The following is a 23,810-nucleotide window of genomic DNA, read 5'->3' as shown; positions in this document are numbered from 1 at the left end:
CGAACGGCGTTTTGGATGGCCCGAATGGAGCCGTGGCATGACCAACGCCACCGATCTGACGGTTGCCGAAATCCGCGACGGCTTCCGCGACGGCGAGTTCACCGCACGCGAGATTGCGGAGGAGTTCGTCGCGGCGGTCGAGGCCGGGCGTGCGCTTAACACCTTCATCGTCGAGACGCCCGAACATGCGCTCGCCGCCGCCGACGCCGCCGATCAGGAGCGGGAGAGCGGCGCTGTCCGCCCGCTTTCCGGCGTGCCGCTCGGCATCAAGGATCTGTTCTGCACCGAAGGCGTGCAGACCACCGCCGCCAGCCATATCCTGGAAGGCTTCGTGCCGACCTATGAATCGACCATCACCGAGCGGCTGTTCCTTGCCGGCGCCGGAATGCTCGGCAAGCTCAACATGGATCAGTTCGCGATGGGCTCTTCCAACGAGACGAGCTATTTCGGCAATGTGCTGAGCCCTTGGCGGCGCAACGACGGCGGCAATGCGGCGCTGGCGCCCGGCGGATCATCGGGAGGATCGTCCGCCGCCATCGCCGCGCGGATGGTGCCCGCAGCGACCGGCACCGATACTGGCGGATCGATCCGCCAGCCCGCCGCCTTCACCGGCATTTGCGGGATCAAGCCCACGTATGGCCGCTGCTCGCGCTGGGGCGTGGTGGCGTTCGCCTCCAGCCTCGATCAGGCCGGCCCAATGGCCAGGGACGTGCGCGATTGCGCGATCCTGCTGGAGGCGATGAGCGGCTTCGACAGGAAGGACGCCACTTCTCTCGACGTGCCCGTCCCCGCCTGGGAGGCGGCGCTCAACGGCAGTCTCAAGGGCAAGACGATCGGTATTCCCAAGGAATATCGGGTCGATAATATGCCCGCGGAAATCGATGCTCTGTGGGAAAGGGGCATCGCGCTGGTCAAGGATGCGGGCGCCGAGGTGGTGGAGGTCTCCCTCCCCCACACGCATTACGCGCTGCCTACCTATTATATCATCGCCCCCGCCGAGGCCTCGTCGAACCTCGCCCGCTACGATGGCGTACGCTACGGCCTGCGCGATCTGCCCGAGGGCGCGAACCTGCAGGACATGTATGCCGCCACCCGCGCCGACGGCTTCGGGCCTGAGGTCAAGCGCCGCATCATGATCGGCACCTATGTGCTCTCGGCGGGCTTCTATGACGCTTATTACACCAAGGCGCAGAAGGTCCGCGCTTTGATCGCCCGCGATTTCGAGCAGGCGTTCGAGACGGTCGATCTGCTGCTGACGCCGACCGCGCCCTCCGCCGCCTTCGCATTGGGCGAGAAGAGCGACGATCCGCTGGCGATGTATTTGAACGACGTGTTCACCGTGCCCGCCAGCCTCGCCGGCCTGCCCGCCATGTCGGTGCCCGCGGGGCTCGACGCGCAGGGCCTGCCGCTAGGCCTGCAGATCATCGGCAAGCCGCTCGACGAACAGGGCGTGCTCGATGCGGGTCTCGCGATCGAGCAGCGCGCGGGCTTCACCGCGCGGCCCGATCCCTGGTGGTAAAAAGCGCCGACGCACCCCGGATGAGCGCGCCCCGCACGCTCGTCTGGAGCGTGGGTGGCAATTTTGTGAACCTCTTCGTTTCGATGGTATCGACCGTCATCCTCGGTCGATTGCTGTCGCCGACCGATTTCGGCGCCTTCGCCTTCGGCATCACCATTTACGGCATGGTCCAGTGGCTGCTGCAGACCGGCATGAGCACTTATGTGCTGCGCGAACGCGAGATCAGCACCGCGAAGCTCAATACCGCTTATGCCGTGACCAGCTTTCAGGGCATTGCGGCGACGCTGATCATCATGGTGCTGTCGCCAGTCGCGGGATGGTTCGCGCACAGCACCACAGTCGGCTGGGTGACATTCCTGGTCGCCCTGATGCCGGCCCTGAGCGGGCCGGAATCCATGCTCGATGGGCTGTGGCTGCGCGATGGCCGTTTCCGCGCCTATTCGGGGCTGATGATCGGCAAGACCGCCGCGCAGACGATCGTCTCGGTCATCGCGCAGGTCTGGCTGCATTGGGGCGTCTATGCGCTGGTCGCGGGATTATTGGCTTATGGCCTGCTGTCGCTGATCGTAGCGGTGCCGACACTGGCGTGGCATTACCGGATCCGGCCCGGGCGGCATGCTGAACATTGGGCCGAGGTCCGCAGCTTCGGTAGCCGCAACCTGTTGCTCGTGCTCGGCCAGACCGGATCGATGCGCGTGCCCGATTTGATCATCGGCCGCGAACTCAGCATCGCGACGCTCGGCTATTACAACCGCGCCACCGCGACGATCGACATGATATCGCGCACGCTGCAGACCTCGATCGCGCGCGCGCTGGTGCCGAGTTTCTATCGCCGCGTGAACGAGGGCAGCCCGCTGGATCACGAAGTCCGCGAATTGTGCGGTGGGCTGATCTTTCTCTGCTGGCCGGCGGCGGCGGGGATGGCGGTGCTCGCGCAGCCCATCGTGCGGCTGATCTATGGCCCGCAATGGGGAATCGCGGGGGAGGTGCTGCCGTGGCTGTGCCTGGTCTTCGCGATCGATGCCGCGCGCACCGGCGGCATGGAGGTGCTGACCGTCCACGACAAATTGACGCAAAACGCCTGGCTGGAACTGGCGCACGCGCTTTATGCGATCGTCCTAATGACCATCGGCAGCCACTTCGGGCTGTTCCAGGCGCTGTGGGCCAAGGTCGCGGATTCGGCGATCACCGCGTTGCTCTATCTGGCGGTGATGCAGCGGTTGGGGGCTTTGCGGATCGATCGCTGGGTGGGCCTCTATGCGTGGAACGGCGTGCTGACGATCGCCGCCGCCGTGCCGCCCTTCCTGCTGATGCGGCATTGGGCCTGGCCGAACGAGCTCTCGATAGGCCGCTATGCGCTGGCGATCCTGTCGAGCATCATCTGCTGGCTGCTCGCCGCTGCGCTCACCCGCCATCCTTATTATCTGCACGGCGAGGCGATCGTCCGCCGCCGCCTGCGCCGCGCCTCAGCCTAAAGCCAAACCCATCCGTTTGTGTCGAGCGAAGTCGAGACACGCTCGCTCTACGCTTGTGGCACGTCCCTCGACTTCGCTCGGGACAAACGGAGGTTTGATGTTTGCCGCACGCCTCAGCCCAAAGCCGCGGGCGGGTCCGCCAGCAGCGCATCATATTCGGCCGGCACACCGCAGAAAATCACCTCCTCGCGCGGGATCACGGTGAAGCGGATGTCCCGGCCTTCGGCGATCAGGCGATTGTACATCGGCGCGACATAGAGTTCGCCGCCCTGCAGCTCGCCTGCGTCGAGCCGGCTCTCTGCGGCGAAGGCGTCCAGGAACAGCCCGGCGCGCGCGAAATGATAGAGGCCGGTGCAACAGAAGCGCGAGATCGGCCGCTTCTCGCTGGTCTCGGCGGCGCGGTCCGATCCTTCCGCCACGGGCCGCACGAACGACCAATTGGCGCCCTCGCCCTCAAACGTCTCCAGATAGCCGTCCGCATCGGTAAGGAAATCGGGAAAGCGGAAGCCGGGGCGAAACGTATCGATGTTGAAGATGGTGATCGGCGCATCCGCCCCGACGCTACCTTGCTGCAGGCCCAGCGCCACGGTCTCGGCCTGTCCCCGCGTCGGCGCATCGAGCAGCGTGATGCGCGCATCCTGGATGCCGAGCGCCTTGCACCGCTCGGCGATGAACGGCCCCGTCTCCATCACATCGCGCGCCACGAACAGGAAGGGCGTCGTATCGAAATAGGCCGCGAAGCTGGCAACCGAATGATCGAACAGCGTCCGGCCATGCGCTTCGAGCATATATTTGGGCTGTTCATAGCCCGCTTCGAGGAAGCGCCGGCTGAGGCCCGCCATGGGGATGACGATCATCGCGCGCCCTTCTGCGCGACATAAAGCCGCAGCGCGTTTGCGAGCAGAGCGCGCTGGCGTTCAGGCGAATCGCTGTGCAGCGGCAGCATCGACAGGAACAGGTGTAGCGAAATCGCCTCGATCGATTGCCGATCGGCGGCAAACGGCGCGAGCAGCACGCGCTCGAACGCCGCCTGCGCCGCGGCGATGCCGGCGGTGTCGGGGACGGTGAAGCGGATCGCATGCTCGCCCTCGTCCTCCACTGCGCAATAGCCCGCAAGGATCATGTCGTAGAGACCGATGACGCTATGATGCAGCTTGGCGAGATCGTAGCGATTGTCGCCCCAGATCGTCGGCCGCCCTTCGGCATCCTGTCCGCGCGGATCGATCAGCCGAACCGAATGGCTGCGGAAATCATAGAGGATGTTGCTGAAGCAGGGATCACCGTGGATCACGGTGAGATGCTGGGCGGTGGGCGGTGCGATGCGCTCGGCGCTCTCCTGCGCGATCTGCCGGAGGCCGAGCGTCTCGACCCCGTTGATCCGCCAGGGGCGATCGAGATCGAGCCCGTTCGCCGCGCCAAACTCTTCCAGCCGTTTGAGCGTCTTCGGCAGATACATGGCGAGCGGATCGGCGACCGCGCCTTCCGGCGCGGCATAGCCCCCCGCCGCATGCAGGAAATCGGCGCAGGAGGACAGGATGCGCGCCCAGGTCGGTTCGTTCAACGTGCCGAACACGAACAGATCGGCCAGCGAGGCGAGATACAGGAATTCGAGGCCGTAGCCCTCCTGACCCCCATCCCGCATCCGTCCCAGATATTGCGGCAGATAGATCCGTAATGCGGCGGGCAGCGCCTCGTACCAATGCGATTCCGCCTCGATGCGATCGGCGCGGCTGCTCTGCTTGAGCACCGATCGCCGCTCGACCCGCAGCGCATTGAAGGCGCGCTCGGTCGTCATGCTGCCGCGCGAGATGTAATAAGTGTGGATATGGCCGAAATCGAGCCAGCGGTTGCTCGACAAAGGCACCATCGGCCGCTTGGCGACATAGCGATCGAGCGCGGTGACGAAATTGCCGCGCGACGCCGCCAGCGACAGGATCAGGTGGTTGAGATCGGCGAAGTGGAAATAGCCGCTCAGCACCGGGCCGTCGTGCGTCTCGCCCGGCAGCACATCGATCACGCGCACAAGGCGGCCCTCGCGCACCTCGCCGCCCGCCCATTGATAGGATTCGCTGGTGTTGGCGGCCGAGACAGAATCGGGCACGCCATAATCGATCTCGAATATCAACGTATCGCCGTGCAGGATGGCGAGCGGCCCGCCCTCCAGCCCGGCCTCGGCAATCGCCGCGAGGATCGACGACGACAGATCGAGCCCTCGCGCGACGAAGATCAGCTCGATCCCCAAGGCCTCCAGCAGCGCGCGATCATGCGCACCGGGCTCGAAATCGGCGGGCAGCGACATCAGGATGCGATCGAAGCCGCCCTTGAGCTGATCGTGCTGGTGGACGAACAACCGGCGATTGCCGACCGGCAGAAACGACGGCGGCAGCCGGCCGAACTCGGCCGCGAGCTCCGCGCCGACATAGGCGCCGGCCGTGATCAGGACTGCACCGCCCATCAGCTGCGTTCGCGATCGAGCAATTCGCGGATCTGTTCGTAACTCAGATCACGCAATTCGGACGGGCGAATGGCCTTGTCATCGATATAAAAGCCATCTTCGCCGCACCACGGCTTGCCGATGTGAACCTCATCATAGGGAATGTCGTGCCGCGCGAGCCATTCGAACATTACCGGCAGCGTCTTGGCGTTGATCATGCCCACCGAATTGCCGTGCGTGCGCATGTTGCGGCTGCTGGCGATGATGATCGTGAAGCCCTGCGCCTTATAGGCCCGCAGCTGTGCCACCATATCCGCGCGCGGGCGCTTGTCGGCGTAGGAAACACCAGGCTCATCATGCGTCAGCGTGCCGTCGAGATCGAACACCAGCCGCTTCATGCCGCCTGCTCCGGATAGCGGCTGAGGATGTGGTCTACGACACGATCCCAAACATATTCGGCCAGCACATGCTCCCGCCCGGCCGCGCCCATCCGCGCGAGCCGATCGGGATCGGACAGGGCATCGAGGATCGCAGTCGCCACCGCTTCCGGCGTGGCCGCTTCCGCGGTGAACCCATAAGCGCCGTCTGCCGCGAATTGGGGAAAGGCGTTATGCGCCAGACCGAGAATGGGGGTACGGACGGTCAGCGATTCCAGATAGACAATCCCCCACGGTTCGTTGTCCGCCGGCCCCGCGTAGAGCGTCGCGCCCGCAAGCAGCGTGCGATACTCCGGCGTATCGTAATTGTAGAAGTCGATCGCCGCATCATTCTGCATGCGCGGCAAATCCTCCTGCTGCGTCACATCGTCGACATTGCCGATGATCACCAGGCGCGTCTGCGGCCGTTCGCGGCGCACGATCTCGAACGCATCGAGCAGCAGGCGGCCGCCTTTTCCGATGAAATTCTGTTTCGCGATGAAGAGGATATAACCCCCGGCGTAATCCTTGACGCCAGGGTCGGGCAGAATGTGACCCAAGCCCGATTTCACCGGCACGACGCGCTCCGGCGGCATGCCGTCTTTCTCGATGAACGATTGGGCGACATAATCCGCAGTCGTGAACACGCCGTCCAGCTGCCGCGCCATCGCCCGCTCATGCTTGACCAGTTCACGGCGATGACCGGGATATCGGGCAAAGATATTGTTCGGATTGACGATCTCGAAGAACACCGAGCCGTCCGTGAACATCCAGTGCCGCTGCCCGGGCCTCGGCTTCACCGGCAGGTGCGCCGATCCGATGTGCAGGAAATCGGCCGCCCCCGCCTTGTCGACGATCGCCTGCGCCCGCCGAACGGACAGCGCGTGGCCGAAGCCGACCCGCGTCGGATTATATTTGCCCAGGCCGAGCAAGGCGTTGCCCCAGCCGATGATCCGCTGCAGCCGATACCCCAGCATGACATTGTGCGTTTCGACATCGCCGCGCCGCCGCAGGATGGCCTGCCAGATCGCATAGGGCGTGCCGGACCACCAGATACGCTCGGTAACATCCCCGACCGACGAAACGATGTGGAGCTTGCGTGTCACCCTGTTCCTTCGTCGCCCAGCGCCCGTTTCGTAGCGAAGGTCTGCTAACATCGCGTTTGGCCCAAGAAAAGCGCCGCCGTTCTTGATGCGGCGATGCGGCAGGCTGTAAGGCCTGTGCATGGCAACAGCACCTTATCGTATCGAAGGCGCCACCGGCGCGTGGGAAGTCGTGATCGGCCTCGAGGTTCATGCCCAGGTGACGAGCGAGGCCAAGCTGTTCTCGGGCGCGGCGACGGCGTTCGGCGCCGAGCCCAACGCGCAGGTCAGCCTGGTCGATGCGGCGATGCCGGGAATGCTGCCCGTGCCCAACGGCGAATGCATCCGCCAGGCGGTGCGAACCGGCATGGCGATCGAGGCCAAGATCAACAAATGGAGTCGCTTCGATCGCAAGAATTACTTCTATGCCGATCTGCCGCAGGGCTATCAGATCAGCCAGCTCTATCATCCGATCGTCGGCGAAGGCGCGCTGGAGATCGAGCTGGAGGATGGCGAGACCAAGACGCTGGGGATCGAGCGCATCCATGTCGAGCAGGATGCAGGCAAGCTGATGCACGATCAGCATCCCACACGTTCCTATGTTGATCTCAACCGTTCGGGCGTGGCGCTGATGGAGATCGTCAGCCGCCCGGACATGCGTTCGCCCGCGGAAGCCGGAGCATACCTGACCAAGCTGCGCGCGATCCTGCGCTATGTCGGAAGCTGCGACGGCAATATGGATCAGGGATCGATGCGCGCGGACGTCAACGTCAGCGTCCGCAAGCCCGGTGACGCATTCGGCACGCGCACCGAGACCAAGAACGTCAATTCGATCCGCTTCGTGATGCAGGCGATCGAGCATGAGGCCAAGCGCCAGATCGCGGTGATCGAGGATGGCGGCAAGATCGTCCAGGAAACCCGTCTGTTCAATCCCGACACGGGCACGACGCGATCGATGCGCTCCAAGGAGGATGCACACGATTACCGCTATTTCCCCGACCCCGATCTGCTGCCGTTGGTGCTGGACGACGCCTTCCTGGCGGAATGCCGCGCGAGCCTGCCCGAGCTGCCCGATGCCAAGCGCGCGCGCTATGAGGCGCAGGGCATTTCGGCGTATCAGGCGAAAGTGCTGACCTCGGACGTCGATATCGCGCGCTGGTTCGATACATTGCTGGAGGCGGGCGCCAAGCCGGTGGCGGCGGCGAACTGGGTCTCATCGGAACTGTTCGGCGCGCTCAACCGCCTCGGCAAGGAGATCGGCGAAAGCCCGGTTTCGGCCACCCAAGCGGCAGAACTGCTCGCGCTCGTCGCGGACGGTACGCTTTCGGGCACGCTCTCCAAACAGGTGTTCGAGATCATGCTGGAGACCGGCGCCGATCCGTCCAGGATCGTCGAGGAGCGCGGCCTCAAGCAGACCAGCGACACCGGCGCGATCGAGGCGGTGATCGCCGATGTTCTCGCCAAGAATCCCGGCCAGCTCGAACAGTATCGCGGCGGCAAGGAGGCTTTGTTCGGCTTCTTCGTCGGCCAGACGATGAAGGCGATGGGCGGCAAGGCCAATCCGGCAGTGGTCAACGAATTGCTGAAGAAAGCGCTGGGGTGATCGTATCGACGCCACTTACCTTCAACGAACTCGTTGTAAGAAGCGGCATCGACGAACGAGAGGTATTGGCTTTTCGCCATCGTCCTACGGAAGGTTCACTCAATAAAGCTTTTGAATGGATGGTCGCGGAACGGCCAGACCTGTTTGACTGCTATCAAAGTACCCAGAACCCACGCGCCGAAGCTGCCTTGAAGAAAGCGCGATATCTCGCGTCGTTCATTCGCCAAGGCCCCGGACAAGCTCTGCTCGTTGGACTTTACGCCATCGCTTCTTCGCAAGCACTGACTATCGAGCAATGTTTAGCCCGTCCTCTTCATCAGGAATTGATGGCGCGAGGCATGGCCGGCATGACCGCCACCGAAGGTCGAACATCGCTGCTGGAATTCAAATTCGATCCCATATCGTGGCACCAAGAGTGGTTGGGGCGCCTTGTAATATCTTGGCCCAAACCCGATCGCGCTTGGTATCGCTGGCTCGCCAACGGACGCTTTGAAGTGCGAGCGATCAACCTAGAGAGTTTACTTACACAAGCGATGCCGCCTTGGACCGAGTTGGTACTCTCGTGGGCAGAATTGGCGCTGCTACCTAGGGATTGGCGATCAAGGATCAGCCAGTGGCGTGGCGTTTACCTGATAGTCGATCGATCTGACGGCAAACAGTATGTAGGTTCGGCATATGGCGAAGAAAACATTCTGCAACGCTGGCAGCATTATGCGGTATCAGGGCACGGTGGAAATAAACTGCTGCGCGATCGTGATCCCACAGCATTTCAATTCTCTATCTTGCAAAGAACTTCGCCCGATTTGTCCGACAGCGAAGTTACGCAGCTGGAAAGTAGTTGGAAGCAGCGTTTGCGAACGCGTGCTCCGTCCGGCTTGAACGAGAATTAGGTGATGGCTTGGCATCTCGTCTTTTGGCGGCGTTTTGGTCTCGGCATCAGCGCCGGCCTGCTGCTGGCTGCCGCGCCGGCTGCGGCCGCGCCCGCTGATCATATCTATGTCGTGGAACGCATCGGCGATCGGATCGCGCCTGACACCGAGATCGGCAAGAAGCGCGCCGGCCTTGCCTGCTTCCCCAACGGGCGCATCCACTGGAGCGACATCGGCTCCACCGGCGTGACCGATCGCCGCGAGCTCGTACAGGATACGCTCGAGGATGCCGGTCTGCCGATCGCGACCTTGAACAGCGGCACCCCGCTCAAGCGCCAGATCCGCCTCCGCGGCGTCGTCACCGAAGCCGCCGCGGATCTCTGCGCGAAAAATATGCTCGGCCATCCCAGCACGCTCAGCGGCACGGCCAGCCTGATCGTGGACTGGCGCGGCGAAACGGCCGATGGCGAGGGCGCGCTACTCCGCCACGTCTCGACGGTCGAACATCGCTTCGAGGGCCCGTCAGCCGCAAGCCTCGACACTATCGGTCGCGTAATGCTGGAGGAAGCCACGCGCGATCTAGCGCTGTGGCTGCAATCGGACGCGCGCAAATGATCGCCCGCCTCACCGGCACGCTCGCCGAAGCTTCCGCCGATGCGCTCGTCATCGATGTCGGCGGGGTCGGCTATCTGGCGCTGGCCTCGGCGCGAACGCTTTCTGCGATCGGCCCCGTCGGCGGGCAGGTGATGCTGTTTACCGAGATGCAGGTCCGCGAGGATGCGATCACCCTATTCGGCTTTGGATCGTCGGGCGAGCGGGATTGGTTCCGGCTGCTTACTTCGGTGCAGGGCGTCGGCGGGCGGGTCGCGCTTGCTATCCTCTCGGTGCTTGCGCCGGACGAACTGGTGCGCGCCATTTCCTCGGGCGACAAGGCGATGATTTCGCGCGCCAACGGTGTCGGGCCTAAGCTCGCACAGCGCATCGCGATGGAATTGAAAGATAAGGCCGGCGGCATCGTCCTCGGCCCGGGCGGCGCGGCCGCCGCGCCCAAGGGCAGCGCCAGCGCCGATGCCGCCTCGGCGCTGGCCAATCTCGGCTTCCGCCCCGCCGAAGCCGCCACTGCCGTCGCATTGGCGGAGGAAGAGCTGGGCGCGGGCGCGTCGCTCGATGCGCTCGTCCGCCTTGCACTGCGCAAGGCGTCGCGCTGACGGAACCCTCTGCGCCCGTGCGCGCTTGATCCATATCAGGCGTTGCGACGCCGAAACGAGGATGAGACGATGCGCAAGATGATCGGCGTTGCGGGCGCCCTGCTCCTGATACTCCCCCAGATCGCCCTGGCGCAGGGCCATGAGCATGGCGGCGGTGGCGGTCATCCGGGCGGTGGTGGCGGCGGCCCGCATGGCGGTGGCGCTCCGCACGGTGGCGGTGGTGGCGGCCCGCACATGGGTGGCGGCGCTCCGCGCGGCGGCGGCGGCGAACATCGCGGCGGGGGCGACGTCCGCGCCCAGGCGATCGGCGGGGGCGGCAATCGTGGTGGCGGAGATCATCGCGGCGGTGGCGATTTCCGGGCGCAGGCAGTCGGCGGAGGCCCGGGCGGTGGTTTTGCCAGCGTGCATTCCGAGGGCAATCGCAACGGTGCCGGCGTTCGCGGCGGCTTCCCGCGCGCGAGTGCGGGCGGCTGGCACCGTGGCTTCTACGCCAGCCAGAGTGGCGGCTGGAACCGGATTCGGGGCGGCAGTTACAATTATCCGCGCGGCTTCGGCTACCGCAGCTGGGGCGTCGGCGCGATCCTGCCCGGCATCCTGTTCGGATCGGCATATTATTGGAACGACTACCAAACCTACGGCGTCTATCCGCCGCCTCCAGGCGATCGCTGGGTGCGTTACGGCCCCGATCTGCTGCTGGTCAACGTCCGCAGCGGTCGCGTCGATGACGTGATCCGCGGGGCCTTCTACTAAGCTGGCATAAGCCCCTCCCCTTCAGGGGAGGGGTTGGGGGTGGGGGGACGCGCGCGAGGCGAAGCGTTGTCCTTTGAATTGGAAGATTCCCCCACCCCAACCCCTCCCCTGAAGGGGAGGGGCTAGGCCGCACGAGCGATCCGCCGTAAGCCTCTCGCAATGAGCGAAGCCGACGATCGCCTGCTATCCGCCGCGCGCGCGCCAGAGGATGTGGACGCCGCGCTGCGTCCGCGCTCGCTCGACGATTTCGTGGGACAGGAGGCGGCGCGCGCCAATTTGCGTGTGTTCATCGCCGCTGCCAAGGCGCGCGGCGAGGCGCTGGATCATGTCCTGTTCTTCGGCCCTCCCGGCCTGGGCAAGACGACACTTGCGCAGATCATCGCGCGCGAGCTCGGCGTCGGTTTCCGCGCAACCTCCGGCCCGGTGATCGCCAAGGCGGGCGATCTCGCGGCGTTGCTCACCAATCTCGAAGAGGGCGACGTCCTCTTCATCGACGAGATCCACCGCCTGTCGCCCGCCGTGGAGGAAATCCTCTATCCCGCGATGGAGGATCGCGCGCTGGATATCATGATCGGCGAGGGACCCTCGGCCCGCTCGGTCCGCATCGATCTGCCGCGCTTCACGCTCGTCGGCGCGACGACGCGGCAGGGGCTGCTGACCACGCCGCTGCGCGACCGCTTCGGGATTCCCGTCCGCCTCAACTTCTACTCCGTTGATGAGCTGGAGAAGGTGGTGAGCCGCGCCGCGCGCCTGCTCGGCTTGCCCGTCGCCGCCGACGGCGCCGCGGAGATCGCGCGCCGCGCCCGGGGCACGCCGCGCATCGCCGGGCGCCTGCTCCGCCGCGTCCGCGATTTCGCGCATGCCGCCGGGCATGATCTGGTCGATGCCCCCGCCGCCGATGCCGCGCTCAACCGGCTGGAGGTGGACAAGCTCGGGCTCGATGCGATGGACCGCCGCTACCTGACGATGATCGCCGACATCTATCGTGGCGGCCCGGTCGGCGTGGAAACGCTCGCGGCGGGGCTCGGCGAGCCGCGCGATACGATCGAGGAAGTGATTGAACCCTTCCTTATCCAGCTCGGACTTGTCGCGCGGACCGCACGCGGCCGCTGCCTCAACGGGGCCGCCTGGACGCATCTCGGCCTCACCGCGCCGCCCGGCGCGCAGGAGAGTTTGTTCGGCAAATGACTGCGGTTCTGCGGTCCGCGCGACGTCAAGCCATTGAGGGCGCCGCTTAGGTCAAGGGGCGGGAAATGATCGTTTCCACGCAAAGCCCTGTAGTGAGAGGGGCTTTACCGTTTTCCATCCCGTTCGTGCGCCGCGCCGGATGCGCGCCGATCCTATAGCGGCATTCATCGTCGCCGCCGGCCTGCTCGCCGGTGCCGCGCCCCTTCACGCCGCGCCGCGGACCGATACGGCCGCCTCCGTCCAGCCGGAACCGGCGCTGCCGGCATCGGACCCAGCCCCGGCATCCGCGTCCGACGGCCCACCCGCCGCTGGCCCGCCATCGGCCGCCGCGGTCGAGGATGAAGAAGTCATAATACGGGCGCGCGGCCATAATCCGGCCGATCCTCTCGAGGCGGTCAACGCCAAATCCTTCGCCGTGACCCAGGCCGTCGACGATGCGGTCGTCGGCCCCGCCGCCAGCAAATATGAAAGGGCCGTCCCCGCGCCTATCCGCAACGGGCTGCGCAACGCTCTCGCCAATCTGCAAGAGCCGATCATCATCATCAATTATGTGCTGCAGCATAATATCCCGAAGACCGGCGAGACGATCGGCCGCTTCGTGATCAATTCGACGATCGGCATCGGCGGCCTGTTCGATATGGCCAGGCGCAAGCCTTTCCGGCTGCCCTTCCGCCACAACGGCTTGGCCGACACTTTCGGCTTCTATGGCGTCAAGCCGGGACCCTTTCTGTTCCTGCCGCTGATCGGGGCGACAACGGTGCGCGATCTGATCGGCGACAATCTCGATCGCATCGTTCTGCCCGCGATGCTCGGTGCGCCTTTCAACCGCCTCGCTTTCGCGATCCCCGCCGGGATCGAGCGGACGCTGGATCACCGTATCACGTTCGATCAGGAGCTGCAGGAAGAGCGCAAGCGGCAAGACCCTTACGCCGCCCGCCGCGAGTTCTACTTGCGGCGGCGCCAGGCCGAAATCGACGCATTGCACCAGCGCCACCATTCCCCATCACCACCGGCCATCGACGTCAAATTGAACCTGACGCCCTTACCGATCGGCTGACGCGCGGCAATAATGCTCCACTGCAGTCTTACTTCGGGGTCAGGGATGCCTAAGTAGTGCGGCCCAACCCCATGGAGTGCCGATATGAAGACCAGCGGAAACACGATCCTGATCACCGGCGGCGGATCGGGCATCGGCGAGGCGCTTGCTCACCGCTTCCATGATGCCGGCAATACGGTGATCGTGTCGGGCCGCCGCAAGGAGGCGTTGGAGAGCGCGATCGCAGGTCGGGCCAACATGCATGCGGTTACGCTGGACATAAGCGACAAGGCTTCGATCGCCGATTTCGCTCAGCGCATCACCACCGATTTTCCGGCGCTGAACGTCCTGATCAACAATGCCGGGATCATGCGCGTCGAGGATCCTAGCAGCGCGCGCCCGCTGGACGATGCCGAAGCCACGATCGCCACCAATCTGCTGGGGCCGATCCGGATGATCGATGCGCTGGTCGATCATCTGAAGGCGCAGGCCGACGCGGCCATCGTCAACGTCTCTTCGGGGCTGGCCTTCGTGCCGCTGCCCGCGACGCCGACCTATGCCGCCACCAAGGCGGCGCTGCATTCCTACACGATCACGCTCCGCGAACATCTGCGCGATGCAGTCGAGGTGATCGAGCTGGCACCGCCGGGGGTGCAGACCGAACTGACGCCGGGACAATCGACCGCCGCCGGTTACATGCCGCTGGATGCCTATATCGATGAGGTCATGGCCCTGTTCGCCGAACAACCGACACCCGCCGAGATATTGGTGGAGCAGGTCAAGCCGCTGCGCTTCGCCGAAGCATCGGGCAAATTCGGTGAGATTTTTGCTAGGATGGCTCAGGTCGTCAAGCAGCGCGGCTGAGATCGACTGCCGCACAAAAGAAAAGGCCCGGCGGATCGCTCCGCCGGGCCCTTGTTTGTCTGTAGCTGCGTCGGCTTAGCGGCGATCACCCATGAAGCGCAGCAGGAACAGGAACATGTTGATGAAATCGATATAGAGCTGCAGCGCGCCCATGATCACCGTCTTGCCCATCATCGATGTGCCCTGCACCGCGAAATAGGCGCTCTTGATCTGCTGCGTGTTCCAGGCGGTGAGGCCCGCGAAAAGCAGCACGCCAAGCACGCTGACCACAAGATCCAGCGCCGACGACTTCAGGAACATGTTGATCAGCATCGCCACGAAGATGCCGATCACGCCCATGATCAGGAAGGTGCCGAACGCCGACAGATCCTTCTTGGTGGTGTAGCCCCACAGGCTGAGCGAGGCGAACGCCGCCGCCGTAGCGAAGAAGGTCTGCGCCACCGATGCGCCCGTATAGACAAGCAGGATCGTCGACAGTGATACGCCCATCAGCGCGGCGTAGCCCCAGAAGATCGCCTTGGCGGTGCCTTCGCTGATGCGGTTGATGCCGAAGCTCAGCCACATCACCAGGCCGATCGGCGCCAGCATCACCACCCACTTCAGCGGGCCACCATTCAGGAATACCTGCGCCGCAAGGCTATCGGCTCCGCCGCGCGCGAACAGCATCGCGACGATGCCGGTCAACAGCACGCCCGATGCCATGTAATTGTAGACCGAAAGCATGTAGGACCGCAGGCCGGCATCGCGCGTAACGTCGCGCACGCCAACGCCTGAAGCCGGCCGCGCCGCGGTCGCCCAGGGGTCCAGACCGTTTGCCATCGTAAATAAGCTCCTTTCGCGCCCGATATGGCGCTGGATTGAATATCGGCCCGGCACGAGACAAATTCAAGCGAAACAAGACCGATGCGTCTTATCTAGGTAAGGCAGCATTTCGCGCAACTGAACGCGCTCCGCCGGAAACACTTTGTTACGAGGGATCGATGCATCGGCTGTTCGTCGCTCTGCGGCCACCAGGGGAGGTTCGGGAGCGCCTGCGCGCCATCATGGGCGGCGTGCCCGGGGCGCGGTGGCAATCGGACGATCAGTTGCATCTGACGCTGCGCTTCATCGGCGAGGTGGATGACCATGTCGCCGAAGAGATCGCGCTGGCGCTGGATCGCGTGCGTCATGCGCCGGTGACGATCGCGCTTTCAGGCGTCGGCAGCTTCGGATCGCGAGGGCGCCCGCACAGCCTCTGGGCCCGCGCGCTCCCCTCACCAGGTCTCGGGGACCTTCATACGGCAGTGGAGGGGGCGCTGCGACGCTGTAGCATCGCACCCGATCCGCGCGCCTTCACCCCGCACATAACACTGGCGAGACTAGCTCGGACCGCCGGCCCAATCGACCGCTGGCTCGCAGAGAGCGCGGGGCTGGCCATCCAGCCGTTCACGATCGAAAGCTTCGAACTCTATGAGAGCGAGCTGGGCCGGGAGGGTTCGATCTATCACGTCGCAGCGCGTTACCAGCTTCGCTGATCTCGACGCTATGCCAGCGCAGACTGGCGTTCTGGGCGGCAAGGCCAGTGCGTGAACCTCTGGGGAGCCTAGCCTTCGCTGCAGTGACGATCGGGCGCATGGCCGACGCTCAAACGCCTTATCCCGCACGCCCATCTTCCGCGCGCAAAGAAAAAGGGCCGGCCTGAAGGCCGACCCTCTTCCTGTTTCCACCGGTCGAACCGATGGCTGGGGCTTACATGCCCGAGCCAGGCCCGAAGGTGATTTCCACGCGCCGGTTCTGCGGCTCACGGACACCGTCCGCGGTCTGCACAAGCAGCTTGGTTTCGCCGAGCGCTTCCGTTGACATCTTGTCGGCGGGGACACCCTTACCGGCGAGGTAAGCCTTCACCGAGTCAGCGCGGCGCTGCGACAGGCCGACGTTGTACTGGGCAGAGCCCGACGTGTCGGTGTTGCCGGCCAGCATGACCGAAGCCTGACCGGTCGTCGTGTAAGCCTGGGCAGCATTGTCGAGGATCGACGCGGCCTCAGGCGTGATGTCCGACTTATCCCAGTCGAAGAACACGATGAACGGACCCGGGGTAGCCGGCGGCGGAGGCGGCGGCGGAGGCGGGGGCGGCGGAGGAGGAGGCGGGGGCGGCGGAGGCGGCGGCGGGGGTGCCGGCGGCTCGCCGAAGTTGTAGGTCAGCGTCGCCAGCAAGCTGTGCGAACGCCAACGCGCGATCGACTGGCCCTGGGCAAGCGCATTGCCCGTGTTGCTGTCGATCCGGACGCCGAACACGTTCAGGAAGCGATACTTCGCACCAATGTCGATGTTCGAGGTGACGGCATATTTGACGCCGGCGATCGCCTGGAAGGCAAAGCGGGTATCGGAACCGTCAAGGAAGACGTTGCCGCCGTTGAGGCGATAGCCGCTATACTTGACGCGCGCGACACCGGCACCACCGCCGACGTAACCGCTGAGGGCGTTTTCATCGCCGAAGTCGAACAGGGCATTGCCCATGAACGTCAGAACTTCATCATGGCCGGCACGGCCGCGATAATAACCCGACGGGACACCGGTGATGGTCGCCGCCGTATTATGCGCCTTCAAGCGCGAATATTTGTAGGCGACTTCGCCCTCGAGCCGCACCGGCCCAATATCGTAGCCGATGATGCCGTCGGCATCGAGACCGACCGACTGATTTTGCGTACGGTCGATGTTAGCGATCGCGCCGATGTTGATCGCCGTATCCTCGACGATCATGCCACCGCCTTCGATACCGACATACCAAGCGCCGTCTTTCGCGAACGCCGGGCTAGTCAACGCCGAGGTAGCGAGCACCGCCATAAAGGCTAGCTTACGCATATCTTTCCCCTTTTCCTTCTGCGATCCCTGCGGGAAGCAAGAACCGTCTAGTGAATGCTTCATTTCCACGCAAGCGCGCAAAAACCTGGACTGTTGCCGAAATGTATCTTTCTTCAGGTTACCCTTTGGAAGATCAATCTCGGCAATCGCAAGCGCAAACAAAGCATTTGGGAAAGGGTTGCATGCTCAAATCAAATTTTTTTAGGTGGCGATCAGACCATGTGCGCGTAGTGATAAAATTATCGCAGTAATAGCGGCGCGCGCCTCAGTATCGGCCAAGGTCCCACCGCTCGGCGGGGCTATCGCCGACTGTTGAACCCCGACGACTTGAACCCCGCCGATTACAACGCTTTGCGCGCGCTCCGCGCCCAGCGACCATATACCGGAACGATGGTGCGCCCACAGATCGGCAGCCGCCACCCAAACCGCCATGCCGTCGAACGCGGGTGTGAACCGCCAGCCGCCGTCGGTCCACATCGCCAGCGCCCCCGCTTGCCCCGCCCATACCCCGCTCGGCGCGGTGCCGATGATCCAGCATTGGCCGGCAAGAGGGGAGGCAGGTGGCACGTCATCTCCCAGCGTCTGCGCCACCGGCTGAACCAGCGCCTCGATGGCCGCCAATGCCTCGTTGTGCGTAAACTCCTTTTGCGCCTGACCCGCCTGAAGCAGCGGCAAGTTGAGGCGTGCGCTCGTGTAAGTCATCATGATCCTTTCAGAAGCTCCACGCGAGCGTCGCGGGCCGCGACGTCGCGCGGACGCCCAATTGCTCGAGGGATAATGTGCCCGCAGCTGCGGTCATGCCGTCCGCGGCCTGATCGGCCGGCGCATAGTCATAGGCGGCCACACCCAGGTTGAGGGTTCTTCCGCCGCCGCCCGCCAGCGCGATGGTAACGCGATAGCTCTCGCCATCCTCGCCGAGCGGCGCGTCGCTGCCGTCGATCCACGCCCAAGAGGCGCGCGACCGGCGGATCTCCGGCACGCCTGCTGCCTTCGTCCGGCGTGCAACCGGCTTGCCCATCTTACCCTCCGATACGAAAAAGGCCGAGCCCTGCGGCCCGGCCTGAAGCAGGCGCAACGCTTGCGAGTTGCTCACTACGAAATGCATACAGCCGAAATTGCGTGGTCGGTGTCCTTCGAAAACCCTCCCCTGCAAGGGGCGGGGGACCGCGCGCAAAGCGCGTGGTGGAGGGGTGTCCCGCTATCGAGAGGGTAATACCCCTCCGTCAGCCCTGCGGGCTGCCACCTCCCCTTGCAGGGGAGGATCGAATGAATGACGCCGACGCCCAAAGGCCTATAAACTCCCTGGCATCCGAGCTTCACAGCCGCCGATCGGCAGGTCGATCTCGTCCGCCCGCAATTCCTCAGCGTTCGCTTCTTATGGCATAACAGCGGGGCGCTGTCAACCCTTTTTGTTTATCCTAATCCCACTCTTTGTTCTCTAAAGCAGAAAACCGGAGCGCCCGAAGGCGCCCCGGTTCCCCCCGCCCAAAGCTAGATCAGAATGCGACGCCGATCGCGCCGACGACACCCGCCTTGCCCAGCTGATGGCCGCCTTCCGTCGCGGGCGAGGTGATCTCGCCCTTCTTGAAATCGGTATCGACATAGGCGACGCTGAGGGTCAGCGCCTTCCAGGTGTAGGCCGCGGTCAGGCTCCAGTCGGTATAGTTCTTGAGCCCGTTGGTCAGATACGAACGGCCCCAGCTTTCGCCCAGATGCCCGGTCAGCGTCAGCGGCGTGTGCGGAATCGCACCCGACAGTTCGGCATAGGTATAGAGGCTGTCTTCGCGCGGCTTGTTCCCGCAGCGCGGATCATAGGCGCATGATTGCGCGCTCTGCTTCCACGCATAGTTCAGGCCGAGCTTGACGCCGACCGGGCCATAGGTGTGCGAGATGTTGGCATAAGGCTCGAAGAAATCGGTCTTCGTGCCCTTGGCGTTGCCCGGATAGTAATAATAGAGCACGCCCATATCGGTCGCCCAGCCACCCCAGGTATGCTTATAGCCGGCGTACAGATCGATTTCCTGCGCGCTGCCGGCGGCGATATAGTCCTTGATCGAGCTGCCCCAGGTGCCGACGTAGAAGCCCGATACGTGGGAGATGCCGAGCGTGCCCTGAATCGCCGGCTGGAGATTGGTCTGTGAAATGCCGCGGAAGCGATAATCGCTGATCAGCGTGGCGCCGCCCGTGACCGTGAACTCGGGCGTGGACGCGGGTGCCGGATCTTCGGCAAGCGCAGCGGTGGAAACAGAAGCTGCCAGGAAGGACAGCGCCAGATATGTGGAACGCATGGGTAACCCCTTTTGGTAGGTTGGCCGACGTTCCCCTGCTGTCCCGGTGTTCAGATCTATCGTCCGTTACCGGGCGCGGTGAACTGCCGTGACACTGCCCCAATGGTCCGCGGCGGACTTCGGCTCAACCCCTAAATCCTTCGTCTGTGTTCGTAAGCGCGCACTTGTTGCCATTGCGTCACAGTGTGCGCACGTATCTTGCGCGATAGGGAAACTTGATTACCGCCGTAACGGTCAGAGCTTGGCGAAGGCCTGATCGAGATCGGCGATCAGGTCGTCCGAATCTTCAATGCCGATGTGCAGACGAACGAGCGCGCCGGTCGGCCATTTGGCATGCGCGCGAATCGATTGCGGATCGATCGGCAGCGCCAGGCTCTCGAAGCCCCCCCATGAAAAGCCGATGCCGAACAGGCTGAGCGCGTCGATCAGCCGCGCCCGCGCCTCCGCGTCCGGCGTCTTGAGCTCGAATGCAAACAGGCCGGAGCTGCCGAGAAAGTCCCGCTGCCAAAGCTCATGCCCCGCGCAATCCGGGAACGCGGGATGGAGGACGCGCCCCACCTCGGGCCGCTCGGCCAGCCAGCGCGCCACCGCAAGCCCGCCCGCCTCATGCTGCTTGAGCCGGACGCCCATCGTCCGCAGCCCGCGCGCGGCGAGATAGGCGTCGTCGGGGCTGAGGCAGTTGCCGAGCCGCTGCGCGGTGGTGCGGATACGCTCGAACACACCGGCCCGCGCGGTCGCCGATCCGATCATCACATCCGAATGGCCGACGACATATTTGGTCGCCGCCAGGATCGAGATATCGACATGGGCAAGCGCGGGAAACAGCAAAGGCGTCGCCCAGGTATTGTCGATCAGGCTGGTGATCCCCTTCGCCCGCGCCATCGCGGCGAGGCCGGGGACGTCCTGCACCTCGAAGGTCAGGCTGCCGGGGCTTTCGAGGAACAGGGCCTTGGTCTGCGGCGTGATCAGCGTTGCGACCTCGTCGGCACAAGCGAGCGGATCATAATAGATTGTCTCGACACCCAGCCGTTTGAGGAAGGTCGCGCAAAACACCCGCGTTGGCTCGTAACAGCTATCGACCATCAGCAGTTTGTCGCCGGAATGCAGCAAAGCGAGCAGGCTCTGCGCGATCGCCGCCGTGCCCGAGGGATAGAGGACGGTCCCCGCCGCCCCGGGCTCGAGCTCGGTCAGCGCCTCGGCCAGCGACCATTGCGTCGGCGCGCCCCGGCGGCCGTAATAGAGGCCGGCGTTCGGGTTCTTGCTCGCTTCCTTGAGATGCGCGCAGCTGTCGAACAGATGCGTCGATGCGCGCCAGACGGCGGGATTGACGATCCCCTGCGTCCATTCCTTGCGCCGCCCCGCCTCGACCAGTTTGGTCGCGGGCCGATGCTTCTCGTCGCTCACAGCCCGACATCCTTGGGCGTGTCGGGCAGCGCCCCCCACTCGCTCCAAGACCCGTCGTAGAGCGCCCAATGGTCGCGTCCCAACAAGGCCAGCCCAAACAACAGGATCGATGCCGTGACGCCCGATCCGCAGGTCGTGATCACCGGCCGATCGAGATCGATCCCCGCCGCCTCGAACTCCGAAGCCAGCGCATCCCCCCGCTTCCAGGTGCCATCGGCCTCGAATAGTCGCCCATAGGGAAGATTGGCGCTGCCCGGGATATGCCCCGCGGCGACCCCGGCTCGCGGATCAGGCTCCGCGCCCGTGAAACGCGCCGCCGATCGCGCGTCGAGAATCTGCGTGCCGCCCTCGGCGACCAGAGTCTTCATCTCGGCGAGGGTTCGCACCCGGTCGCTATGACGCTCGATCGGCACACCGCCGCCGCCGGGATCGCTGGGCGCGCCCGTCTCGATCGGCCGCCCTTCGGCCCGCCACTTCGCCAGCCCGCCATCGAGCAGCGCGACGTCACTGAGGCCGTAAAGCTGGGTCAGCCACCACGCCCGCGCCGATGTCTTATGCGGCGCGCTATCGTAGATCACGATCCGCGCGCCCTCGCCGATTCCCAGCGCCGCGAGCCGCGCCGCCATCTGCGCCTGTCCCGGTGCCTGCCCGGGGACGGGATCGTTGCCGTCCTTCAGCTGCGCCAGATCGAGGTGGAGCGCGCCGGGAATATGCGCCGCGGCATAATCCGCCGCCGCATCCTTCTCGGGCTCCAGCGCATGATAGGTCGCATCAAGGATGACGAGATCGGGGTCGCCGAGATGATCGGCCAGCCATTGGGTGGAAACGAGCAAGTCCATGGCCCCGGCTTAGGGCCGTCCCCCCGCCGTGCGCAACCGCTTGGGGATTCCCGCGTTCGGAGGCGAAAGCTTAGGAGACACATCATGCGCGCCCCGATCATCCTCGGCCTAGCCCTCGGCATCAGCCTCGCCGGCTGCAGCCAGAAAACCCAGGACGCCAGCGAAGCCGCTCTCAACAGCGCTGGCAACGATGCCGCTGCCGACAGCAACACTGCGCTGGCGGAAAGCAGCAACGCCATCGACAATGCCTCGAACGCGACGGGGAGCGCGTTGAATGATGCGGGTCACGCGATCAGCAATGCGGGGAATAGCTTGAAGAACTGACCCTCAATTCCTCCTCCGCCAGGGGGAGGTGGCGCCGAAGGCGTCGGAGGGGGCGGACGGCGGCGTCCTATCGAGGTTGCTCAGTCCTCCCCCTCCGTCAGCTACGCTGCCCCCTCCTCCCTGGCGGGGGAGGATCAATAGATTTCCCCCGCAAACCGCTCCAACAACTCCCCCGCCCGTCCCCGGATCGCCGCCCGCTCCCCTTCCGAAAACCGCGCCCAATTGCGATACGCCATCGTCATCCTGGGATTGTCAGCGAGCGTCTCTTCATGCCGGGCGAGGAAATCCCAGTAGAGCGCGTTGAACGGGCAGGCGTCCGTGCCCACCCTCTGCTTCACATCATAGCGGCAGCGCCCGCAATAATCGGACATGCGGTTGATATAGGCCCCGCTCGCCGCATAGGGCTTGCTTCCCAGCAGCCCGCCGTCGCCGAACTGGCTCATCCCGAGGGTGTTGGGCAGCTCCACCCATTCGAAGGCATCGACGTAGATCTCCAGATACCAACGATGCACCTCGGCGGGATCGGCGCCGATCAACAACGCGAAATTGCCGGTGACCATCAGCCGCTGGATATGATGGGCATGGCCGGTCGCCAGCGTCTGGCCGATCGCTTCGGCCATGCAATGCATGTCGGTTTCGGTCGTCCAGTAAAAGGCCGGAAGCTTGCGGTGCGCGCGGAGGAAGTTGCGCGCCGCATAATCCGGCCCCTCGCGCCAGTAGATGCCCCGGACATATTCCCGCCAGCCGATGATCTGGCGCACATAACCCTCGACCGCGTTGAGCGGCGCGCGGCCCTTGCGATATTCCGCCTCCGCCCGGCGGCAGAGATCGAGCGGATCGAGCAGCCCGACATTGATGTAGGGCGAGAGGATCGAGTGCCACAGGTGCCGCTCGCCCGTCAGCATCGCATCCTCATAATCGCCGAACCGCGGCAGCGCGTGGGCGAAGAAGTTGGCCGCCTGCCGCTCGGCCTGCGCGGCGGTGACGGCATAATCGAACGCTTCGAGGCTGCCGGGATGATCGGCGAAGCGCGCCTCGATTAGCGCAAAGACCTCGCGCGTCGTCGCGTCCGGTTCGAACGGGATCGGGCGTGGCATCAGCAGATCGGCCTTGGCGGGCTTGCGATTCTCCTTGTCGAAATTCCAGCGATCGCCCGCGGGTTTGTCGCCGTCCATCAGCAGCCCGGTCGTGCGGCGCATCGCGCGATAGAAAAATTCCATCGTCAGCTTGGTCTTGCCCTCCGCCCAGCCCTCGAACGCAGCATGCGAACAGAGGAAGCGATCGTCGGCGCGGATCTCGGTGGGGAGGCCGAACATCGTCTCCCAGCTTTCCAGCATCGCCTGTACGCGCCACTCGCCCGCCTCGGTGACTATGATCCGCTCGGGGCGAAACCGCTCGATCGCCCGCGCCACCTCGCCGGTGAAACTGCCGGCGTTATCGGGATCGTCGAGGCGGACATAATCCACCCGCCAGCCCTTCGCTCTCAGCGCCTCGGCATGATGGCGCATCGCCGCGAACAGGAAGGCGATCTTGGCCTTGTGATGGCGGACGTACTTCGTCTCCTCCGCCACCTCCATCATCAGCAGAACGGCATCGGCCTGCGCCACGCCCTTGAGCGCCGAAAGGCCGGGCGAAAGCTGATCGCCGAGGATGGGGATGAGGATCGTCAT

24 protein-coding genes are annotated in these 23,810 nt (G+C 64.6%); 12 read left to right on the top strand and 12 right to left on the bottom strand.

What is annotated here, in order from left to right:
• Positions 1-37: 37 nt before the first annotated feature.
• Both gatA and FHS31_RS07945 read left to right on the top strand, forming a co-directional pair.
• Positions 38-1,519, top strand: a complete 1,482-nt coding sequence (gatA, locus tag FHS31_RS07950) for an Asp-tRNA(Asn)/Glu-tRNA(Gln) amidotransferase subunit GatA (protein WP_167072828.1) — start codon at positions 38-40, stop codon at positions 1,517-1,519.
• A 20-nt stretch (positions 1,520-1,539) separates the two neighbouring features.
• Complete coding sequence (locus FHS31_RS07945) at positions 1,540-2,994, top strand: oligosaccharide flippase family protein (protein ID WP_167072827.1); 1,455 nt, start codon at positions 1,540-1,542, stop codon at positions 2,992-2,994.
• Positions 2,995-3,107: 113 nt separating this feature from the next.
• On the opposite strand, the gene FHS31_RS07940 is transcribed toward FHS31_RS07945, so the two are convergent.
• Genes FHS31_RS07940 through FHS31_RS16715 form a run of 4 tightly spaced genes read right to left on the bottom strand, consistent with a single transcriptional unit; the run spans position 3,108 to position 6,950 of the window.
• Positions 3,108-3,851: a glycosyltransferase family 2 protein gene (locus FHS31_RS07940; RefSeq protein WP_167072826.1), complete on the bottom strand. Its 744-nt coding sequence runs from the start codon at positions 3,849-3,851 to the stop codon at positions 3,108-3,110.
• Complete coding sequence (locus FHS31_RS07935; protein WP_167072825.1) at positions 3,848-5,449, bottom strand: aminoglycoside phosphotransferase family protein; 1,602 nt, start codon at positions 5,447-5,449, stop codon at positions 3,848-3,850. Before FHS31_RS07935 ends, FHS31_RS07940 begins: the two co-directional genes overlap by 4 nt.
• Complete coding sequence (locus FHS31_RS07930) at positions 5,449-5,826, bottom strand: LNS2 domain-containing protein (protein ID WP_167072824.1); 378 nt, start codon at positions 5,824-5,826, stop codon at positions 5,449-5,451. Before FHS31_RS07930 ends, FHS31_RS07935 begins: the two co-directional genes overlap by 1 nt.
• Entirely contained in the window at positions 5,823-6,950 is a 1,128-nt protein-coding gene (locus FHS31_RS16715) for a glycosyltransferase (protein ID WP_167072823.1), read from the bottom strand. The genes FHS31_RS07930 and FHS31_RS16715 overlap by 4 nt, the downstream gene beginning before the upstream one ends.
• A 118-nt stretch (positions 6,951-7,068) precedes the next feature.
• Between FHS31_RS16715 and gatB the strand changes: the two genes are divergently transcribed.
• From gatB to FHS31_RS07885, 8 genes are all read left to right on the top strand, one after another.
• Positions 7,069-8,529 carry an Asp-tRNA(Asn)/Glu-tRNA(Gln) amidotransferase subunit GatB gene (gatB, locus tag FHS31_RS07920; RefSeq protein ID WP_167072822.1) on the top strand — a complete coding sequence of 487 codons (1,461 nt, stop codon included), beginning with the start codon at positions 7,069-7,071 and terminating at the stop codon, positions 8,527-8,529.
• Positions 8,526-9,419, top strand: coding sequence for a GIY-YIG nuclease family protein (locus tag FHS31_RS07915; protein ID WP_167072821.1), 894 nt, complete (start codon positions 8,526-8,528; stop codon positions 9,417-9,419). Before gatB ends, FHS31_RS07915 begins: the two co-directional genes overlap by 4 nt.
• A 3-nt stretch (positions 9,420-9,422) precedes the next feature.
• Positions 9,423-10,013 (top strand): hypothetical protein, encoded by a 591-nt coding sequence (locus FHS31_RS07910; protein ID WP_167072820.1) that lies wholly within the window; start codon positions 9,423-9,425, stop codon positions 10,011-10,013.
• Positions 10,010-10,606 carry a Holliday junction branch migration protein RuvA gene (gene ruvA, locus FHS31_RS07905; protein ID WP_167072819.1) on the top strand — a complete coding sequence of 199 codons (597 nt, stop codon included), beginning with the start codon at positions 10,010-10,012 and terminating at the stop codon, positions 10,604-10,606. The genes FHS31_RS07910 and ruvA overlap by 4 nt, the downstream gene beginning before the upstream one ends.
• Before the next feature lie 69 nt (positions 10,607-10,675).
• Entirely contained in the window at positions 10,676-11,356 is a 681-nt protein-coding gene (locus FHS31_RS16405) for an RcnB family protein (RefSeq protein ID WP_243843340.1), read from the top strand.
• Between the two features lie 159 nt (positions 11,357-11,515).
• On the top strand, positions 11,516-12,544 hold the full coding sequence (gene ruvB / locus FHS31_RS07895; protein WP_167072818.1) for a Holliday junction branch migration DNA helicase RuvB: 1,029 nt from the start codon (positions 11,516-11,518) through the stop codon (positions 12,542-12,544).
• A gap of 139 nt (positions 12,545-12,683) precedes the next feature.
• Entirely contained in the window at positions 12,684-13,601 is a 918-nt protein-coding gene (locus FHS31_RS07890) for an MlaA family lipoprotein (protein ID WP_167072817.1), read from the top strand.
• Positions 13,602-13,685: 84 nt separating this feature from the next.
• Positions 13,686-14,444 (top strand): SDR family oxidoreductase, encoded by a 759-nt coding sequence (locus FHS31_RS07885; RefSeq protein WP_167072816.1) that lies wholly within the window; start codon positions 13,686-13,688, stop codon positions 14,442-14,444.
• Between the two features lie 75 nt (positions 14,445-14,519).
• Here the strand turns inward: FHS31_RS07885 and FHS31_RS07880 are convergent, their stop codons facing one another.
• On the bottom strand, positions 14,520-15,263 hold the full coding sequence (locus tag FHS31_RS07880; protein ID WP_167072815.1) for a Bax inhibitor-1/YccA family protein: 744 nt from the start codon (positions 15,261-15,263) through the stop codon (positions 14,520-14,522).
• A 161-nt stretch (positions 15,264-15,424) separates the two neighbouring features.
• On the opposite strand from FHS31_RS07880, the gene thpR reads away from it, so the two are divergent.
• Positions 15,425-15,958 (top strand): RNA 2',3'-cyclic phosphodiesterase, encoded by a 534-nt coding sequence (gene thpR / locus FHS31_RS07875; protein WP_167072814.1) that lies wholly within the window; start codon positions 15,425-15,427, stop codon positions 15,956-15,958.
• A 214-nt stretch (positions 15,959-16,172) separates the two neighbouring features.
• Here the strand turns inward: thpR and FHS31_RS07870 are convergent, their stop codons facing one another.
• The 6 genes from FHS31_RS07870 to FHS31_RS07845 all read right to left on the bottom strand — a co-directional run bounded on the left by FHS31_RS07870 (position 16,173) and on the right by FHS31_RS07845 (position 21,816).
• The gene (locus FHS31_RS07870) at positions 16,173-17,285 is read right to left on the bottom strand and encodes an OmpA family protein (RefSeq protein WP_167072996.1); all 1,113 of its coding nucleotides are present in this window, start codon (positions 17,283-17,285) and stop codon (positions 16,173-16,175) included.
• Between the two features lie 201 nt (positions 17,286-17,486).
• On the bottom strand, positions 17,487-17,990 hold the full coding sequence (locus FHS31_RS07865; protein WP_167072813.1) for a DUF2793 domain-containing protein: 504 nt from the start codon (positions 17,988-17,990) through the stop codon (positions 17,487-17,489).
• Between the two features lie 7 nt (positions 17,991-17,997).
• Positions 17,998-18,390 (bottom strand): hypothetical protein, encoded by a 393-nt coding sequence (locus tag FHS31_RS07860; protein WP_167072812.1) that lies wholly within the window; start codon positions 18,388-18,390, stop codon positions 17,998-18,000.
• A 391-nt stretch (positions 18,391-18,781) separates the two neighbouring features.
• The gene (locus tag FHS31_RS07855; protein ID WP_167072811.1) at positions 18,782-19,573 is read right to left on the bottom strand and encodes a TorF family putative porin; all 792 of its coding nucleotides are present in this window, start codon (positions 19,571-19,573) and stop codon (positions 18,782-18,784) included.
• Between the two features lie 234 nt (positions 19,574-19,807).
• Entirely contained in the window at positions 19,808-20,977 is a 1,170-nt protein-coding gene (gene metC / locus FHS31_RS07850; RefSeq protein WP_167072810.1) for a cystathionine beta-lyase, read from the bottom strand.
• Positions 20,974-21,816 carry a sulfurtransferase gene (locus FHS31_RS07845; RefSeq protein ID WP_167072809.1) on the bottom strand — a complete coding sequence of 281 codons (843 nt, stop codon included), beginning with the start codon at positions 21,814-21,816 and terminating at the stop codon, positions 20,974-20,976. The genes metC and FHS31_RS07845 overlap by 4 nt, the downstream gene beginning before the upstream one ends.
• Positions 21,817-21,900: 84 nt before the next feature.
• Here FHS31_RS07845 and FHS31_RS07840 point away from each other — a divergent pair, with 84 nt between their 5' ends.
• Positions 21,901-22,140, top strand: a complete 240-nt coding sequence (locus tag FHS31_RS07840) for a hypothetical protein (RefSeq protein WP_167072808.1) — start codon at positions 21,901-21,903, stop codon at positions 22,138-22,140.
• Positions 22,141-22,274: 134 nt separating this feature from the next.
• On the opposite strand, the gene FHS31_RS07835 is transcribed toward FHS31_RS07840, so the two are convergent.
• Positions 22,275-23,810 carry a cryptochrome/photolyase family protein gene (locus tag FHS31_RS07835; protein ID WP_167072807.1) on the bottom strand — a complete coding sequence of 512 codons (1,536 nt, stop codon included), beginning with the start codon at positions 23,808-23,810 and terminating at the stop codon, positions 22,275-22,277.

The organism is Sphingomonas vulcanisoli, assembly GCF_011761305.1.
In the GTDB taxonomy this organism is placed as follows: domain Bacteria; phylum Pseudomonadota; class Alphaproteobacteria; order Sphingomonadales; family Sphingomonadaceae; genus Sphingomonas_I; species Sphingomonas_I vulcanisoli.
Note: the sequence above shows the minus strand (reverse complement) of the source record. Positions and strands in the feature narration are given on the sequence as shown.

What these genes read in the sequence shown, in the direction of transcription:
- gatA (WP_167072828.1), top strand. Translation starts at nt 38, where the DNA reads ATGACCAACGCCACCGATCTGACGGTTGCCGAAATCCGCGACGGCTTC.
- FHS31_RS07945 (WP_167072827.1), top strand. Translation starts at nt 1,540, where the DNA reads ATGAGCGCGCCCCGCACGCTCGTCTGGAGCGTGGGTGGCAATTTTGTG.
- FHS31_RS07940 (WP_167072826.1), bottom strand. Translation starts at nt 3,851, where the DNA reads ATGATCGTCATCCCCATGGCGGGCCTCAGCCGGCGCTTCCTCGAAGCG.
- FHS31_RS07935 (WP_167072825.1), bottom strand. Translation starts at nt 5,449, where the DNA reads ATGGGCGGTGCAGTCCTGATCACGGCCGGCGCCTATGTCGGCGCGGAG.
- FHS31_RS07930 (WP_167072824.1), bottom strand. Translation starts at nt 5,826, where the DNA reads ATGAAGCGGCTGGTGTTCGATCTCGACGGCACGCTGACGCATGATGAG.
- gatB (WP_167072822.1), top strand. Translation starts at nt 7,069, where the DNA reads ATGGCAACAGCACCTTATCGTATCGAAGGCGCCACCGGCGCGTGGGAA.
- FHS31_RS07910 (WP_167072820.1), top strand. Translation starts at nt 9,423, where the DNA reads ATGGCTTGGCATCTCGTCTTTTGGCGGCGTTTTGGTCTCGGCATCAGC.
- ruvA (WP_167072819.1), top strand. Translation starts at nt 10,010, where the DNA reads ATGATCGCCCGCCTCACCGGCACGCTCGCCGAAGCTTCCGCCGATGCG.
- FHS31_RS16405 (WP_243843340.1), top strand. Translation starts at nt 10,676, where the DNA reads ATGCGCAAGATGATCGGCGTTGCGGGCGCCCTGCTCCTGATACTCCCC.
- ruvB (WP_167072818.1), top strand. Translation starts at nt 11,516, where the DNA reads ATGAGCGAAGCCGACGATCGCCTGCTATCCGCCGCGCGCGCGCCAGAG.
- FHS31_RS07890 (WP_167072817.1), top strand. Translation starts at nt 12,684, where the DNA reads ATGCGCGCCGATCCTATAGCGGCATTCATCGTCGCCGCCGGCCTGCTC.
- FHS31_RS07885 (WP_167072816.1), top strand. Translation starts at nt 13,686, where the DNA reads ATGAAGACCAGCGGAAACACGATCCTGATCACCGGCGGCGGATCGGGC.
- FHS31_RS07880 (WP_167072815.1), bottom strand. Translation starts at nt 15,263, where the DNA reads ATGGCAAACGGTCTGGACCCCTGGGCGACCGCGGCGCGGCCGGCTTCA.
- thpR (WP_167072814.1), top strand. Translation starts at nt 15,425, where the DNA reads ATGCATCGGCTGTTCGTCGCTCTGCGGCCACCAGGGGAGGTTCGGGAG.
- FHS31_RS07870 (WP_167072996.1), bottom strand. Translation starts at nt 17,285, where the DNA reads ATGCGTAAGCTAGCCTTTATGGCGGTGCTCGCTACCTCGGCGTTGACT.
- FHS31_RS07865 (WP_167072813.1), bottom strand. Translation starts at nt 17,990, where the DNA reads ATGATGACTTACACGAGCGCACGCCTCAACTTGCCGCTGCTTCAGGCG.
- FHS31_RS07860 (WP_167072812.1), bottom strand. Translation starts at nt 18,390, where the DNA reads ATGCATTTCGTAGTGAGCAACTCGCAAGCGTTGCGCCTGCTTCAGGCC.
- FHS31_RS07855 (WP_167072811.1), bottom strand. Translation starts at nt 19,573, where the DNA reads ATGCGTTCCACATATCTGGCGCTGTCCTTCCTGGCAGCTTCTGTTTCC.
- FHS31_RS07845 (WP_167072809.1), bottom strand. Translation starts at nt 21,816, where the DNA reads ATGGACTTGCTCGTTTCCACCCAATGGCTGGCCGATCATCTCGGCGAC.
- FHS31_RS07840 (WP_167072808.1), top strand. Translation starts at nt 21,901, where the DNA reads ATGCGCGCCCCGATCATCCTCGGCCTAGCCCTCGGCATCAGCCTCGCC.
- FHS31_RS07835 (WP_167072807.1), bottom strand. Translation starts at nt 23,810, where the DNA reads ATGACGATCCTCATCCCCATCCTCGGCGATCAGCTTTCGCCCGGCCTT.